Below are 14,956 nucleotides of genomic sequence, written 5' to 3'. Positions count from 1 at the left end.
CAAACTTTGATCACATTAATACATTACCCGACCAAAGCTCATAACTTGTAAAAGACACTTCCAAAACAATAAGCAATAACAAGAAACTAACTAGTTGCCCTACCTTCACTTTAGAGCAGACATAAGCACCGAGCGGCGCACCCACGACTACGATTGGTATTGCCGCTAGCAAATAACTTTCAATTTTTGGCGTAATCGCCCCCAAGTACCATGCATTCATTGCACTACCAATAAGTGAAGTGAATGCCATGACCACAACTGATGTTGCCGTTGCTTTTTTAATATCCGCATTGTAGGCAATCACAAGCAGCGCAAATAACGCAATATCAGAACCTGAGCCCACAAGACCACTTGCAATCCCCCCAATAAATGCGACCGCCATAAAACGGAGCGTACTGGGCTGAATTTGTTGTGCACTCTGCTGATGATGAGCCTTTCTCCACCAGCGAAGCAGCATCGTCATTGCAAAGCACAATAGCAAAAAGCTAAAAATGGATTTAACCAATAGCCGGGGTGCTATTGGAGCAACGTACATTAAGCTCAATACCACCCCCAATGCGGACATAGGCAGTGCCATGAGCACTAAATTAGTATAAATAGGTATGCGGCGGCACAAAATGGTGATGGTTGCCGCTGTCATGCCAAAGCTTTGAATCGCTAGAGAGAATACTTTCGCAGTGCTGGGCTCAATATTTAACACTTTAGTCATCACCGGGAATGCCACAGCGCCTCCCCCTAAAGCAGTTCCACCGGCCACAAAAGAGCCTAATGCCATCGTTGCTGCAATTTCTATTTCTTGAAGTACTTGTAGCATCGCACTCGAAAGTCCTTGCATCCAAATCAATGTGACGTATATCAGCAATGTAAAATACAGTGGCCAAGTTGATGGCTGTCTTAATTTATCAATCATAGTAATTTTTGTGTCCCTGCAATCTTGACTCGCAGTTTATCAAAGTGGAATTAGCGCTGCGAATAGTCTGATTGGACCATACTCGACTGAGAGTAGCTCTACGCCATATTGATGCTTTTCCGGTTTTTTAAATAACAAATAAAAAACTTTTCATTTACGTCTAGTGGATTGATTTAGATCAACTTGACAAATAACAGAAGTTAGTAAATCTCACTAAAAAAAATAAAAAATCTATATTATCATAAACTTAAAAGATAACTTTTCTTTTAAAAAACGCATAAAAAAAAGACACATAAATAAATTTATAGAGGTGCCACGAAGTGTAAAACACATTTTTTTAATTTTTTACACTTATTTACCACACAATTCGTTCACTTTTCGTTGATATCAATTAGCCGTTCATGTTTAATTAATCAGGCGATTAATTAAATAGGCACCGTCACATGAAAATTAGACTTGCTGGCTAACTGACTAAGTTGATACGCCTATCGAAGTCGTATTTGTAAAGGAGAATGCATATGTTTTTGGGCTGCACAAAAGAGCTTTCGAGCGTACTTAAAGCAATCGAGTTGCTAAAAACGTCAATCATTGAACGTTCATTGGATGAAATAATTTTTCAAGAAGCGATGTCGTTTGCTGAATCGGACGGGCTATATTTAGCCCTGATTGATAAATCCAGCTTAGAAGTAAAATCAGAGTTTTCACGCTCATTTCCACAAGAATTCAAAGAAGATTTGCTTAGCGTTGCTAAGGTGAAAAAGTTTAAAAACATAAATTTATTAAAGACTTTATGCAAAGAGCGTAATCCTCTATCCGATATTACTCTCTATGATTTGGATAATCCAAATTCAAATTTCCTCACACTGGTTGCATTTAATAACAAACGTTCTAATCGTACGGCACCGGCATCTTATTTAATTGAACTCGTACTCCCTTATTTGCATAAGGCACAAATTTCTCGATATCAATCAGATAAGACAACACGTTCACCGATCCAGTCACTCACCAATAGAGAAAAAGAGGTCTTAGATTGGATCTCATCAGGTAAAACAAATGGAGAAATAGGCATGATTTTAGGGATCAGCCAATACACGGTCAAAAACCACGTTGCCAAAATCTTAGAAAAACTCAATGCACCAAATCGCTCAGCAGCTATGGCCTTAACCAAGGAGCTTGGATTCAGTTAATTTTAATCTGAATTGGTTAAAGCATATAAATATATTCATTTAAACTGCAATCATTTAATGCACTTGGGGGCCTTGCCCTCAAGGTATTTTAAATTTGAATGTTGTAAGACTCCGACCAAACCCTAAGAGATTCAAGAATTTCCAATGCAGAGCGTCCAAACTCAGTCAGCTCATAGGTTACAGCAACCGGCCTATGACTGATCACCTTGCGGATCACCATGCCTTCTTGTTCAAGCTCTTTTAACCTTTGATCTACCATCTTTTTTGTTGCCCCACCCAACATTCTTGTTAAATCATTGAACCTGACAGGTTCATCTTTTAGGTGGTAAATAATCGAACCTTTCCATTTACCACCAATCAAGCGCATTCCCTTTTCTATTGCACAGGGTTCATCACACATATTCAGAACTTTTTTTCGCCCTTTAGCATCTGTTTTTATTGAGCTTTTCATTTTATTCACCATGAAAAAAACTAGGTTACTAAAAGTATACTAGTTGTTATTTAATTGCAGGTACCTACACTATACCTAAAACACATTGAACAATAAACCTACAGGTGGAGAGTGAGTAATGAGCAATATATTAATCATCAACGGACATCAGTATTACCCTTTCTCAGAGGGCAAGCTAAATGCAACACTCGTTGATACTGCAAGTACACTGTTTCAGAACAAAGGACATCAAACTAGGATCGTTACAATGGAAGATGAAATCAATATTGATCAACAGCTTGCCCACCACCAATGGGCTGACTTTATATTATTCCAATCCCCCATTAATTGGATGGGCGTCTCTTGGTCATTTAAAAAGTACATGGATGAGGTGTATACCGCAGGTATGGCGGGGGCGTTGTGTCATGGTGATGGTCGAAGTGCCCAAAACCCGACCAAAAACTATGGAAAAGGCGGTGCACTGTTAGGTAAAAAGTACATGATATCCGTGACCTTTAATGCGCCCAAACAGGCTTTTGATGACAAAAATGAGTTCTTTGATGGCAAATCGGTCGATGATCTACTATTCCCAATGCATATGAATTTTAAGTTTTTCAACATGACGGCTTTGCCTACTTTTGCTTGCTTTGATGTCATGAAAAACGCCGATGTTGAAAGTGATTTAGCTCGATTTTCAGCCCATATTGACCAATATTTTTAAAGGAGCGTTACCATGTCTCAAGACTATACAAATAAGCTGCATGCTGGCAGCACTTTTCCTACGCAAACAGTCACATTAAAAAGTGGTAAAGAGGTTGCTCTAGGAGAACCAAGAACTGGTTTTGACTGGCAATTGATCGTTGTTTATCGTGGAAAACACTGTCCATTGTGTACTAAATATCTCAACCAGCTACAAAACTACATTGAACGTCTTGCAAAGATCGGCGTGGACGTTCTTGCTATCTCCGGCGATAACAAAGAGCAACTGGTAACGCATGCATCTCAGCTAAATACCGAGTTTGATATTGCATATGGTATGACACTTGAACAAATGAAGGAGTTAGGTTTGTATATTTCGGATCCCCGCTCAGATCAAGAAACAGACCACCCATTCTCAGAGCCTGGGCTCTTTGTTGTAAATGAGCAAGGTAAGATACAAGTGATAGATATTTCAAATAACCCATTTGTAAGACCTGAATTAGAGGCACTCGTCAATGGCTTAACTTGGATTAAAGATCCTGATAATAACTACCCAATACGTGGCATGCATCGCTAAGCACCTAATGTAAAAAGCAGTACTAACGAATAGGTAAGTACTGCTAAATAGCTAATTCCAGCTTATATTGACACTGACAATATCACACTATTTTGCGAGCCTGCGCTGCGTTTGTGTGGATCATAAAATATGTCTACAACTGAAAACCCAGCTTTTTTCATCATACCCGCAGAAGCCAAGTTCTCTTCATGCCTCTCAATTAAAACGGATTCAACCCCTTTGGCTTTAGCCAAATCAATGCTATTGATTAACAACTGTGTTGCGATGCCTTTTCCACTATAGCTTGAAGATACGACAACATCTCCTATAAATGCCATCTTATCCAAGCTACAATATTGACTCAGGTAGTCTGGGCTTACACGGCCATTTATCAAAACAGCAAAACCAACAATTTGCTCGCCGTCTAGCGCTACAAGGGCCTCTGCATTTTGCTGTTCGATTAATACAAACTCCTCTTCCACCCCTTCTTGCGTTAGATAGTTCCACTCATTTGGCCCATATTTCCACAGCAAAGACTTTAGAATAGGTAACTCTGTTACTTCAGCTATTTTATATTGAATCACTCTCTAGACAGTCCTTTAGAAAATTTCGTTTTTATTTATTATATGAAGTTTTAGCTTTATTTTTAAAAACAACGCGCTTTATATTACTCTATAATAAAACGTTAGTTAATGGGCTTTTTGACACAAAAAAGCGCCACTTTAAAAAATGACGCTTTCGGTCAAAAATTTTAAGTTTTAGTCAAAATATGGATGAAAATACCGTAAGCGAATTTTATCTTCTTCTGTACAAGTTTTCGTGTCTTGATACATACAAAATGTTATTCCGTCTACAGAATTACTCTGTGGAACTATTTCGATCACGTAATCATAGCCATCATCTAATGTTATATATATCTTCCCGTTTTTAAGTGAGTATTCGAATTGACCTCGGTTGGGGATATACAAATAACGGCCATTGGCGTTATAACCTCCAGACCAGACTTCGTTATTGCTATCTAACAAACTAAAATTGATATGAAACTCAGCAAAACCGTCTTCGAAAGCTATATCCTGTTTGCGCATTAAAAATAATTCATACGAATTAAATTGATCCTCTCTTATAAAATACAGATGTTCTCCATCACGTGCCACTGGCGTATAAGAATAAGCTTGATATATCGAACACTGAGAAAAATCAGTACACCACTTAACATAACGACCTTGATTATGGTCATAATATAAACTCTGTTTAAATTGACCATTTTCAAAGTATCCTTGTGATTCTGAAGTTTTTACACCTAGGTGTATTGTCATATCTTCATAAATTTCCATTGCACCATAGAATGTATCCAATTCTTTACTTTGTGACTTCAGCCAACGACCAACATAATCCTCTGGCTTGAAATCAATTTGTTGTGACTTAATCATCAAGCCTGTTTGCCTCAATTGAGTGGGTCGAAATGGATAAATAGATCCAAGTTCCCAAATAAATTGAAATCCTACGAGATCGTCACGCGTTAATGTGAAACGCTCTACACTGGTATCAGAAAATGTAAGGTTGAGTACATTGCCACCTTGTATTTCCCAAGTAAACTCTACAGAAGTTTCATCATTAAATAGTGTCTTCGTTCCCACTCCATCTGCAAATTGATAGGTGTAGGTTGAACTATTTAACGTGACAACCCAATCACCGTATAGTGTCTCTTCTGATACCTGCATACCATGAAAAGCATCAACACGAGTCGTCATCTGTTCAGAAACCAATGTATCCACTACTTCCCCTAAATTATAGACATCGACTGTCGTGATAATAGCGAATTTATCTCCACGCTCTTCTACCTCAACTTTGCTGATATTTTCAAAGTAATCGTCTACAAATGAAATAAGAGGTCTAGCAGTGAGCACAATTTTGCTACCCGAAACTTCAATATCCATAAATGATTCCGTGTCAATTGGGTGATCAAGTGCGACATATTCATCCCAACGCTGCTCGATTGCGTAGTATTCAGAATTATGTGATTCTGATACTAAAAAATAACTGGTTGCTTTTGGCATCTCTTCATATTTTGTATACCAAAGCAGCTTGTCGCTTTCATGGCATCCCATTGACACTTGGTATACGCACACTTCTATAAAGTTGTCTGCTTCGTGCAATAATGAAACACGCATCAGTGTATCACCAATACTGTATTCGATATTGCCATCCACGATAGCCATCGGGTAAACCACGTCATCAAAAGAAATAGTACTACTGCCTGTAATTCTATCTTGTCTAACGTTAATTTGAGGGTTTTGTCCAAGTGCTGACTCTACATAAAATCGAGATGAATTTGAAAACATCAAAGAATTAAACTCATCGTATTCATTATCTGGAGCATAAATGTAGTGGAGTATTCCCTCACCAGAAATAGACTCATATTCAGTATCAGGCTCGTTAACGACCCTTCTATATACAATATAGTGATTATCCTCGATGGCTAAAAACTCATACTCCATGTAACCGTTCAGCGTGCAGTACTGTGAAAGTTCGTAGCAAGTATGGTAGCCATTAATTGTATCGCTAAAATGTTGTCTATAAAAACGGTTGTTTTCTAACTTTCCATGAAAATATGGAGTGCGCTCTGAAATACCAACTTTGACATCTAAATTTTCGGATATTCTAAGGTGGTGTAAACTCTGATCACGACCAATAAACCCTGACCAACTACCAGAGATTTGCTCTTGTGTTACCGTCAAGTTTGCTTGTTTTGCCACCATAATACCTGACAGTGAATTTGTGCTTTTAACTGTCTCATCTTCAAGGTGCCTTTCTTGAGCAACAAAATAAAACCCTGAGATACTTGATTTTGTAAGCCAAAACTCTATCTGTCTGTCTATTTGTTCACTGGTGTAGTTAATAACAAATGAATCATCTTCTAGTTGCCAAGTTGCTTGCAAAGCTTGATTATCAAATGTAGCTGTACCGTCATCGTTTAATGTTAAGCGTTCAACAGCACGATCACTGTTAGTGAAATCATTGTCGCGAAATTCAATTAGCCAAGTTTTGTCTATTAGCTCTTCAACGGTGACAGAGTGCACTGACCCTTTATCACTGAGTTTATATACACTCACAGTATTGAAGTCAGCATCTGAGTTATGCTCATCATTGATAAACTCTTTTGCGTGTGTATTCAGCTCGACGATACTTGAACTCTGGTTGGTATGTAATATATCTAACGTCAACTTTGACGATTTACGTACGATATGTTCAATTATTGGGTTACCAAACTCATCTAAAACATACCACCCCTTTTCATCAACCTTTTGTCTACTTGAACGATAAAATATTGCGGGCTCAGCAAGTTCCAAAACAAACTGGTCATTCAACATACTTACTTGGCTCACTGCTACCGTATTCTCAGTGACAAACTCTCCTTGACCACTCTCATTGAGTAATAAGTGAAAAGCGGGCTGATTGTAGTACTTAGGTTGATGCAGGATAAATTCACCCTGTAAAGACGTCTGTTGCTTCGCGACCAAATTGTCGTCTTCTAAAATCTGGTTTTTAACTTTCTCAAAGTGCGCTTTATCCTTAGCTCTGACCATGTTTTCAAAATAATTTGATTTTTCTTCATTGCTGGCCAACTCCAATGTCGAGGCAATACCATCAGGCAGACTGTAGCCCTCTGAATCCACGATCACTTTGATAATAGTCGCTAAATTCAGTAAAGACTCTCCATCTATAGACTGTAACGCATTACGAAGGGTTTCATCGTCTGTTATTTTTTTAAGCCCTCGCTGCAGAAGCGCGTATTCCGCAGTTGTTACATTAGTAACATTCACTGAGAAGTTCTCACTGTTTGTTAATATACCATCTTCGCCAGCTTGGGCTTGAAGTGCCTCAAAGGTACCAAGCTGAGAAACAAACTCGATATCTGGCTGTGCGCTAGACCCTAAAGCAACCACCTTAAGCATTTCATTTATTTCACTTTCATCAATCTCAAGGGCTGCGGTGTACTCCCCAAATTCATTTGCTTCAACTTCAACACGAGAGTCACCTACACGCAAACTAACTTGAGCATGCGGGACAGGACTGTCCGTTACAACGCCTTTTACAGAAAGGCTCTTAGTTATTCTTTTGAATGTAACAGAGTGAACCTGCTCAACTTTTTGCTCTAAGTCATCGACAACAGAAACGGTAAAGTTAACACTATAGTCTTGAGTTATATCAGGAACTGTCAAGCTCACGCTATGATCACTCGAGTTACTCATAGCTAGGTCCAAGCTCGAGTCATGTGACCAATTAACAGACTTAATTTTCCCCTCACCTTCAAAACCCATAGCTAAACTGAAGTCAGTTTTCTCTTCAACATCTGATGGCCCCGAAATTGTTATTGTAAGTGGTTGGGGTTCAGGTTGTGGTTCAGGCTGTGGTTCAGGCTGTGGTTCAGGTTGCGGATCTGGCGTCAAAACCGGCTCTGGTGTCGTCGGTATTTGGTCAACCACGGCTGCTGGAGTGTTCGGCTGCGTTTCATTTTTTGAGCTTGACCCACCGCACCCCATCAATATTATGGAGGCTACAGTCGAAGCCCAAATCGGCATTTTATAATATTTATTTGTGTACATATTTAGCTCAAAAAGATAATTTTCCTATAAAATTATTGTCTAGTTCTCATTATTGCTACAGGCGCAAGATACTACAAACGGAACATTAAAACAAAATTAAAGGAACATTTGAGTAACCTAAAAACCAAATACAAAACATGGGAAATCAATATGTAAAATTCACTCTCAACGACTTACATACACAACACATTGTTTATCATGGAAATCTAAAAATCTTAAGTCTCCAACGAATTTGCCACACCTTTAGTTCATTTCTTGTCTAAATATGTGTAGCCACAACATTAAGGTTATTCTTCTGCGGTACACAATCGAACACTTTTCAAACAAAAAAGATGACTTAGCTCATAGTAAATACAAAGAAAGAGTCATGAACAAGCAACAATTGGATGTATTAGCAAGCGTGAAAAAGATGGCAAGTGCTTTTCATCAAGGCGACTTAGAGAAGATGATGTCACTATATGAAATGTAAGCTACAGAGGCTTTTTAACCAAACCGCTGGATGCAGTGTCATAAAACTATCTTTGAGTGTTTTAAGGAAGCATCAGCGACAAGGCCTGTATTTGCATATCTAGAAAAGCATCAAGTCATCATTGCGGAGACTTAGAACACATACTGCGTTATTGGGTGATGAAAGCACGCTTCATTATGGAAAAGTCATACAAGAGTGTGAATTACCTCGTTTTGATACACGAGCTTAGAATTCCATGCACCATGGTAATGTTATTATGGTTAAAACTACAAGCTAGGCAAGTGTATATTTTAAGAGAAATTTTCGAAAACAGCTATAAAGAGCCAGAACGGACGTCGCAGAGTTTACACGTCAAAGCTACGGGCTTATTACTGAACAAGCCTCTTGCAACTGCAGTAAAAAGCGAGTTGGAACCCGCCAAAGAGCTAGGGTTACTCCCGGTAAACTGAAATTTACGAGCGCCAATCAAATCGATTTTTTAGGAATTAAACAACATTTTTCACAAACAATAAATTCACGGAAAACAATGCTTGTTCAGCGGTCAATTCGAGCATTTGACAGTCCAGAATCACTGAGCCAAGTACTCCATGTAACTTTTAAGCAAGCACAATCCTACTACCATAAATCCCTGAATTTATAAGAAGTAACCGGTGCGCTCATTAACTTGCGCACACCGAACTATACAGCAAATAGGCCCCCAAACGCCTTAAATTCTTATAACATCACTATCTTGATCAAAAATGGTAAGGTTAAGCTCTTGGACCAACTTATCTAGCTTTGGGTGATTCCCTTTGTTTAAAATTGTTTTGTATATCCAAGTATAATATGGGTTGCTTTCAAGTAACGCCCTTGCATCACTTTCACCAATCAATGACGCCATTGCACGATATTCGAGGTAGCATACAACTAAGTGTGTAAGCGTACCACCTTCATCTCCACTGCCTAATGGTCTTTTATACTCTACTTTTGGAAACTCTCTTTTTATTGCACCGCGGAACTCTTCAATCGAACCTTTACCATTTAATACCACATGCCAGTGAAATTGTTCATGTAGAAAGGTAGACAGCACTCTATTTTCACTTTCCAAATAGGCTTTTGCAGTATTCATCGTTAATACAGGGTGACTATGTGGAACTCTTGCCTTCTCGTTTACTACTGCCTTACTTGTATAAATCCATTGTTCAATATCATATTTATCAATTAACTTTTTTAAGGTATTTTCTATTTTCAGTTCTTTATCTGTAGCAGCTGCCGTCTTTATGGATATAGCTGCATTTGATAGAAATGGAACCGTGACAAGTAATGCGAAAAAAATGTTTTTAATCATTGCATGTTCTTATTATTATTGAATTGATACTAAATATACGTCATGAATTATAAATATAAAATGAACGATAGCATATATCAAAATCATCACTGCAGCGTTTAAATTACAATACACCACGGCTTCTTTGCTTTGTTATCACAATGGCAATCAGTAAAAATGCAACACCAATCACACCATTGGTATAAAAGTCTAGGGATAAGCCTGCTTCAAAGCTCTTTACACATGCAACAATCAACATAAGTAGCCAACAACTGACGGGGATGAGTAATAAAAGTCCGATATGACGAGTGACACGTTCCATTAAAAAAGCCATCGCATTAAAAACAAATGATATCACCATGCTTATCATAAATGCGCCAATCAATATTGCAAACCCGGAAGTTGGTCTACCAGTAATTCCCTCTCCAAACAAAGATAAGACAAAAATCCACATTGCAGCTAATACAAGTGATGCCAAAGATATGACTGCAAAACATGCCCCACCGATGGCAAGCTTCCTTGCTTGACTCACCGCCCTTGGATACAATTTTAAAATTCCAAAGGTACAAGACCCTAATGCGATAATGGCCGGAACTGCTGCCCACAGTAAAGACATCTGATAGCCCGAAAAGTGCCTCACCCATAAACAAACTGTATTGATTAACATGCAGCAGCCTGCTATCAAAAACAACCGTGTATCCCAACAGATTGTGCAATGTTCTGTGTTATGTGTATTCATCATTTTTCTCCACTGATATTTAGTTCGTCCTCATCACAGTGACTAGTACTCGATTCGTGACAGCCTGTGATTTGATGAGCTCAGTATCTGAGAAAAAATAACTAAATGCGTTCAAATGGGCCCGTTCGGTCTTTTTATTACAAATATTTTCAGTTACTTATGAAGGAAGAAATTAACTAACTTGAAAACAACCAGTTATCGATACGCACAAAGGGCCGGTATAAATTGCAAAAATGGCTTAGATTTCACAGTTGATAAATACATTTTTAAGGCTGAGAAATGCACTGTCTGATTAACCAACTCTCGACTAGGTCAGCAGACTTTGAAAGAGGCAATACCCCTGTCACTATCAAATCGCAGGCCTGACGAACTTGTTCAACCACGTTTGAATAAATAACGCGTAAATGATTGTCATAAGCACAAAGGTATTTTGATATGGCATTGAGTGAATCAATATGCCGCGTATTGATATTTCTGGCAATCACACGTGACAAACAAACTTCTAAAGGCACATCGAGTAAAATGACATAGTCAATATACTTTGCTATCTCATCTCTACACCGACCAAAAGGCTCTTCTATAAAGACATAAGGTGCATTACATGACAGTATGATCGTCTCAAGTGCCCCGATAAAAGCGGGGGCTTTAATCTCATTGAGATTGACACCTGCTTTCAACCACGCCTTCATATCCTTAGGGTAAGTGTGCGCGTTTGTATAATCATCAAAAAGTAAATATGGGCAGCTTAACTTTTCGGAGACTATTTTTATGAGGGATGTTTTACCGCAGCCTGATGCTCCACTTATCGCGATAACCTGTGTTTTTGCCATCTAAAAACCCATTTAGAACATTATTAATTTGCAAAAAACTTAAAACGCCATGTGAGCCCAATCATGATTATGCCAGCAAAGTAACCTTGATAGAAATAGCATCTAAATAAAACGACACACCGATGGCAAAAAGCGCCTTAGCTCCGGTACTTCAATGCCACGAGCTGACTGTGACTGTTGCCGTAAACAAAGATATCGATTTTATCTTTCGTAAAAGCATATATTTTCAGCGATATAGGAGGTATGCATATACCTCCTCTCAAAAGGCCATATAGTTTTATTTAATATAAGTCGACGCATTAATAAATGCGCTCAACCTCAGTGACAAATAAAATTAAAGCAATTCGGCTTTATCAAGTTGTTATCACAAGCAATCCAAAATTTGATTTGTCATTTTTTAAGCTGCTTTTTAACTTCTGATTGCATTACTTACTTAGCCCTTTTTAATGCCTCTAAATCATTGCCAACTATGGCATCTAGATGTTCAGTCACCTTCTCTATTGGCCAATTCCACCACCCAATATCTTGAAGCATATCGACTGTGTCTTGCTCAAAGCGCATTTTAATGACTTTGGCAGGGTTGCCCCCAACAATACTGTATGGAGGAATATCGTGGGTAACCACTGACTTGCTAGCAATGATGGCCCCATTACCGATTTTAACCCCCGGCATAATGGTAGACTCATACCCGATCCAGACATCATGCCCTATTTCTGTGTCGCCTTTATAGGGCAATTCACCTTCTTTAGGCATCACTTTTTCCCACCCATTACCAAATATTTGAAAAGGATAAGTCGAGAAGCCCGACATTTTATGATTCGCACCATTCATAATAAATTTAACGCCGGTGGCAATCGCACAGTACTTACCAATTTTTAGTTTATCTCCGATAAAATCAAAATGATAAAGCACATTTTTCTCAAAATTCTCGGGACCCGCAGGGTCATCATAATAGGTGAAGTCCCCCACACTGATATTGTCTGATGTAATAAAGTTTTTTAAAAAGCCGACTTGAGGAAAACCTGCCAACGGGTGCTTATTATTCGGGTTTGGTCCTGTCAAAACATTTCCTTAATGTGTTTTTATAAATCAAAGTTCAAATATTTAAACGGTACATGATCAACCAACCACACATTATTCTGCGTTTTATAGAATTGTGCGCCTTGCACATGCATCGTTTTAGCATCAATGCCAAGCAAGACTGGTTTTCCGTAGCGACCTCCCACTTTTAATGCCGTGTCTGTAGACTGTGTTAAATGGACATGATGGCGTTGACCTTTTACCAAGCCGATACCTTTTATTGACTCGATAAATCGACTAGCCGTCCCATGAAACAAAATATTAGGTGGTATCGCAGCTTCTAACGCCAGGTCAACCTCTATTGAGTGCCCTTGGTTAGCGCGGATCATTGTGCCGTCTTCACTAATGACAAAGCGTTGCTTATCGTTAGAGTCCACTATCGATTGAATAAGCTCCAAAGACAGTGAATGCTCATGCGAATTATTGATTAAATCATTGATACAGGCCCAACCCTGACTATTTAATTGAAGATTTGCCAGTTCAGGCTTATGTCGTAGAACTAAACTGAGGTATTTAGATATTTTTTTATTATTCATCAGTGCTTAATTTAGCCCAATTACGAGGATAAATTAAGCACTATTTTATAAAATATTAATTGAAAATTACCTCAGTAATAACTTAGTTGTAGATATCGAATCATTGGGGGAGCCGACATAAACGATTTAAGCTGCTGTAAGACGCCATGTTATTAATGAATTGCATGTATTTTTGATGATGAGAGATGCTGTGCCAGTCTTCGTCGAACATCATCACCGCGCTGTGCTCATCAAAACTGCTGATTACTCGGCCCCCAAAAAAGCACCTTACAATAGGCACATTGGCTGATAAAAACGCGTCTAAATCACCTATTTTACCCTTTGCCAAGTTACACTCTATCATGACTTTTACAGACATACTCGCTCCGACTTATAAAAGTGGCAGCGAATATATCTATGACGAACTTAATGTGTTGTGGTCAACTAATTCCGGACAATGATTTAAGTTGTTCTTCCATAACCAAAAAACAGGACAGGCACTTTTATTTTAAAGCTAAATTTATGTCTGTCCCATTTCATTTTCTATCATTGTCGTATTTTAACTATTCCACACTAGCTGTTTAGAAGTATAAGCAGGCAACACATGGCTTAAACAAAATGCTAATTACTTAATCGAACCATCAATGAAGGAATAGTCGTGTTGTAGCTAGTACAGTTATAACCATCGGGAAAGCGCAGCGTAACAGGCTTACCTTGTGCATGTGCAGACATCAACACGGATAGTTTCATGTTCGTAGCTAGATAATCATCATTTACACCTTTTTCATTTGTTCCAAATTTCCCAACTAAGTGCCAACTTGCCCCCTCTAAATTTACCAAAACTTTTGTATCTTCTACCTGAATATTAATAACTTTACGCGGTTCGCAATCTTCTGCCGAGAACGAACTAGCAGAGAACATCGCTAATAAAGAAAGTAAACAGCTTTTAAATTTCATACTTTTCCTTTTAATAATTTAGTTAGCCTTATTTAACAAACAATATTAAAACAAAAAAATAACACTCGAAATTAGCAAAAAAGCAGGACACAAAAAAACAGGACAGGCACATTTTAAAATCTAAACGATTTTTCAAGACCCCCTCCTGAACAAAGGTTTATTCACTAAAAATATCAAGAAGCATCTTTAAATAAGTGCAAACTTAAAATAGGGCAAACTTAAAATAGGAGTATTTTAATTTTATCAAGCGCAGAGTGTGAAGGTAAAAAATCTAAGACTAATTTTGACTAACCTACTCCCTTATACCAATTCATGTCGTTTTTAGCTGCATGTGCTCTTAATACTGTTTGTGAGCCAACAAAGTTACCGTAGTAACTACCATAATTTTTCACCTTATCTATCCAAGTCGCTTCCTCGATGCACAGTGATACAAGAATACAGGGCATACTCTTTGGTATGTACACCCTATTTTTGAGATGAACATGACGACCCGTCCAATCAACTAGCTCAAGATAATCTAATAATGAAAAGGGCAATGTTTTTTCATGCTCCCTTGCTCCAAATGCTTTAAGTGATTTGGGTTGCTCAGCTTGGCGCTTGGCTTCATTTAGATTTAATTTTTTTGCGTTTGATTTGGTGTTTTTAAAGTACTTTATGCGCTCTTGGATCGA

14 protein-coding genes and 1 pseudogene are annotated in these 14,956 nt (G+C 38.3%); 3 read left to right on the top strand and 12 right to left on the bottom strand.

Translation table 11 applies throughout. The annotated features are described in order from the left end of the window. Nucleotides 1-10: 10 nt before the first annotated feature. On the bottom strand, nucleotides 11-910 hold the full coding sequence (locus tag N473_RS07225) for a sulfite exporter TauE/SafE family protein (RefSeq protein ID WP_063367329.1): 900 nt from the start codon (nucleotides 908-910) through the stop codon (nucleotides 11-13). A 518-nt stretch (nucleotides 911-1,428) separates the two neighbouring features. On the opposite strand from N473_RS07225, the gene N473_RS07220 reads away from it, so the two are divergent. Further along, complete coding sequence (locus tag N473_RS07220; protein ID WP_063367328.1) at nucleotides 1,429-2,097, top strand: response regulator transcription factor; 669 nt, start codon at nucleotides 1,429-1,431, stop codon at nucleotides 2,095-2,097. An 88-nt stretch (nucleotides 2,098-2,185) separates the two neighbouring features. Here the strand turns inward: N473_RS07220 and N473_RS07215 are convergent, their stop codons facing one another. Beyond that, nucleotides 2,186-2,548 carry a winged helix-turn-helix transcriptional regulator gene (locus tag N473_RS07215; RefSeq protein WP_063367327.1) on the bottom strand — a complete coding sequence of 121 codons (363 nt, stop codon included), beginning with the start codon at nucleotides 2,546-2,548 and terminating at the stop codon, nucleotides 2,186-2,188. A gap of 118 nt (nucleotides 2,549-2,666) precedes the next feature. Between N473_RS07215 and N473_RS07210 the strand changes: the two genes are divergently transcribed. After that, nucleotides 2,667-3,248, top strand: a complete 582-nt coding sequence (locus N473_RS07210) for an NAD(P)H-dependent oxidoreductase (protein WP_063367326.1) — start codon at nucleotides 2,667-2,669, stop codon at nucleotides 3,246-3,248. 12 nt (nucleotides 3,249-3,260) lie between these two features. Next, on the top strand, nucleotides 3,261-3,803 hold the full coding sequence (locus tag N473_RS07205; RefSeq protein ID WP_063367325.1) for a redoxin domain-containing protein: 543 nt from the start codon (nucleotides 3,261-3,263) through the stop codon (nucleotides 3,801-3,803). A 62-nt stretch (nucleotides 3,804-3,865) separates the two neighbouring features. On the opposite strand, the gene N473_RS07200 is transcribed toward N473_RS07205, so the two are convergent. The 10 genes and pseudogenes from N473_RS07200 to N473_RS26475 all read right to left on the bottom strand — a co-directional run. Further along, nucleotides 3,866-4,366 (bottom strand): GNAT family N-acetyltransferase, encoded by a 501-nt coding sequence (locus N473_RS07200; RefSeq protein WP_063367324.1) that lies wholly within the window; start codon nucleotides 4,364-4,366, stop codon nucleotides 3,866-3,868. A gap of 174 nt (nucleotides 4,367-4,540) precedes the next feature. Further along, nucleotides 4,541-8,389: a hypothetical protein gene (locus N473_RS07195; RefSeq protein WP_063367323.1), complete on the bottom strand. Its 3,849-nt coding sequence runs from the start codon at nucleotides 8,387-8,389 to the stop codon at nucleotides 4,541-4,543. A gap of 1,175 nt (nucleotides 8,390-9,564) precedes the next feature. Beyond that, complete coding sequence (locus tag N473_RS07185) at nucleotides 9,565-10,185, bottom strand: hypothetical protein (RefSeq protein WP_063367321.1); 621 nt, start codon at nucleotides 10,183-10,185, stop codon at nucleotides 9,565-9,567. Between the two features lie 103 nt (nucleotides 10,186-10,288). Then, nucleotides 10,289-10,906 carry a hypothetical protein gene (locus tag N473_RS07180; protein WP_063367320.1) on the bottom strand — a complete coding sequence of 206 codons (618 nt, stop codon included), beginning with the start codon at nucleotides 10,904-10,906 and terminating at the stop codon, nucleotides 10,289-10,291. Nucleotides 10,907-11,169: 263 nt separating this feature from the next. Then, on the bottom strand, nucleotides 11,170-11,733 hold the full coding sequence (locus N473_RS07175) for an AAA family ATPase (RefSeq protein WP_063367319.1): 564 nt from the start codon (nucleotides 11,731-11,733) through the stop codon (nucleotides 11,170-11,172). Between the two features lie 429 nt (nucleotides 11,734-12,162). After that, entirely contained in the window at nucleotides 12,163-12,795 is a 633-nt protein-coding gene (locus N473_RS07170; protein ID WP_081221002.1) for a Vat family streptogramin A O-acetyltransferase, read from the bottom strand. 20 nt (nucleotides 12,796-12,815) lie between these two features. Next, nucleotides 12,816-13,349, bottom strand: a complete 534-nt coding sequence (locus N473_RS07165; protein ID WP_063367318.1) for an RNA 2'-phosphotransferase — start codon at nucleotides 13,347-13,349, stop codon at nucleotides 12,816-12,818. A 100-nt stretch (nucleotides 13,350-13,449) separates the two neighbouring features. Then, a complete protein-coding gene (locus tag N473_RS07160; RefSeq protein ID WP_081221000.1) occupies nucleotides 13,450-13,707 on the bottom strand; it encodes a hypothetical protein in 258 nt (85 codons plus the stop codon). Nucleotides 13,708-13,949: 242 nt separating this feature from the next. Further along, a complete protein-coding gene (locus N473_RS07155) occupies nucleotides 13,950-14,285 on the bottom strand; it encodes a hypothetical protein (protein ID WP_063367317.1) in 336 nt (111 codons plus the stop codon). A gap of 287 nt (nucleotides 14,286-14,572) precedes the next feature. Continuing rightward, nucleotides 14,573-14,956, bottom strand: a pseudogene (locus N473_RS26475) (alpha-amylase family glycosyl hydrolase); the annotation flags it as partial.

Source organism: Pseudoalteromonas luteoviolacea CPMOR-1 (assembly GCF_001625685.1).
Lineage (GTDB): Bacteria > Pseudomonadota > Gammaproteobacteria > Enterobacterales > Alteromonadaceae > Pseudoalteromonas > Pseudoalteromonas luteoviolacea_K.
Note: the sequence above shows the minus strand (reverse complement) of the source record. Positions and strands in the feature narration are given on the sequence as shown.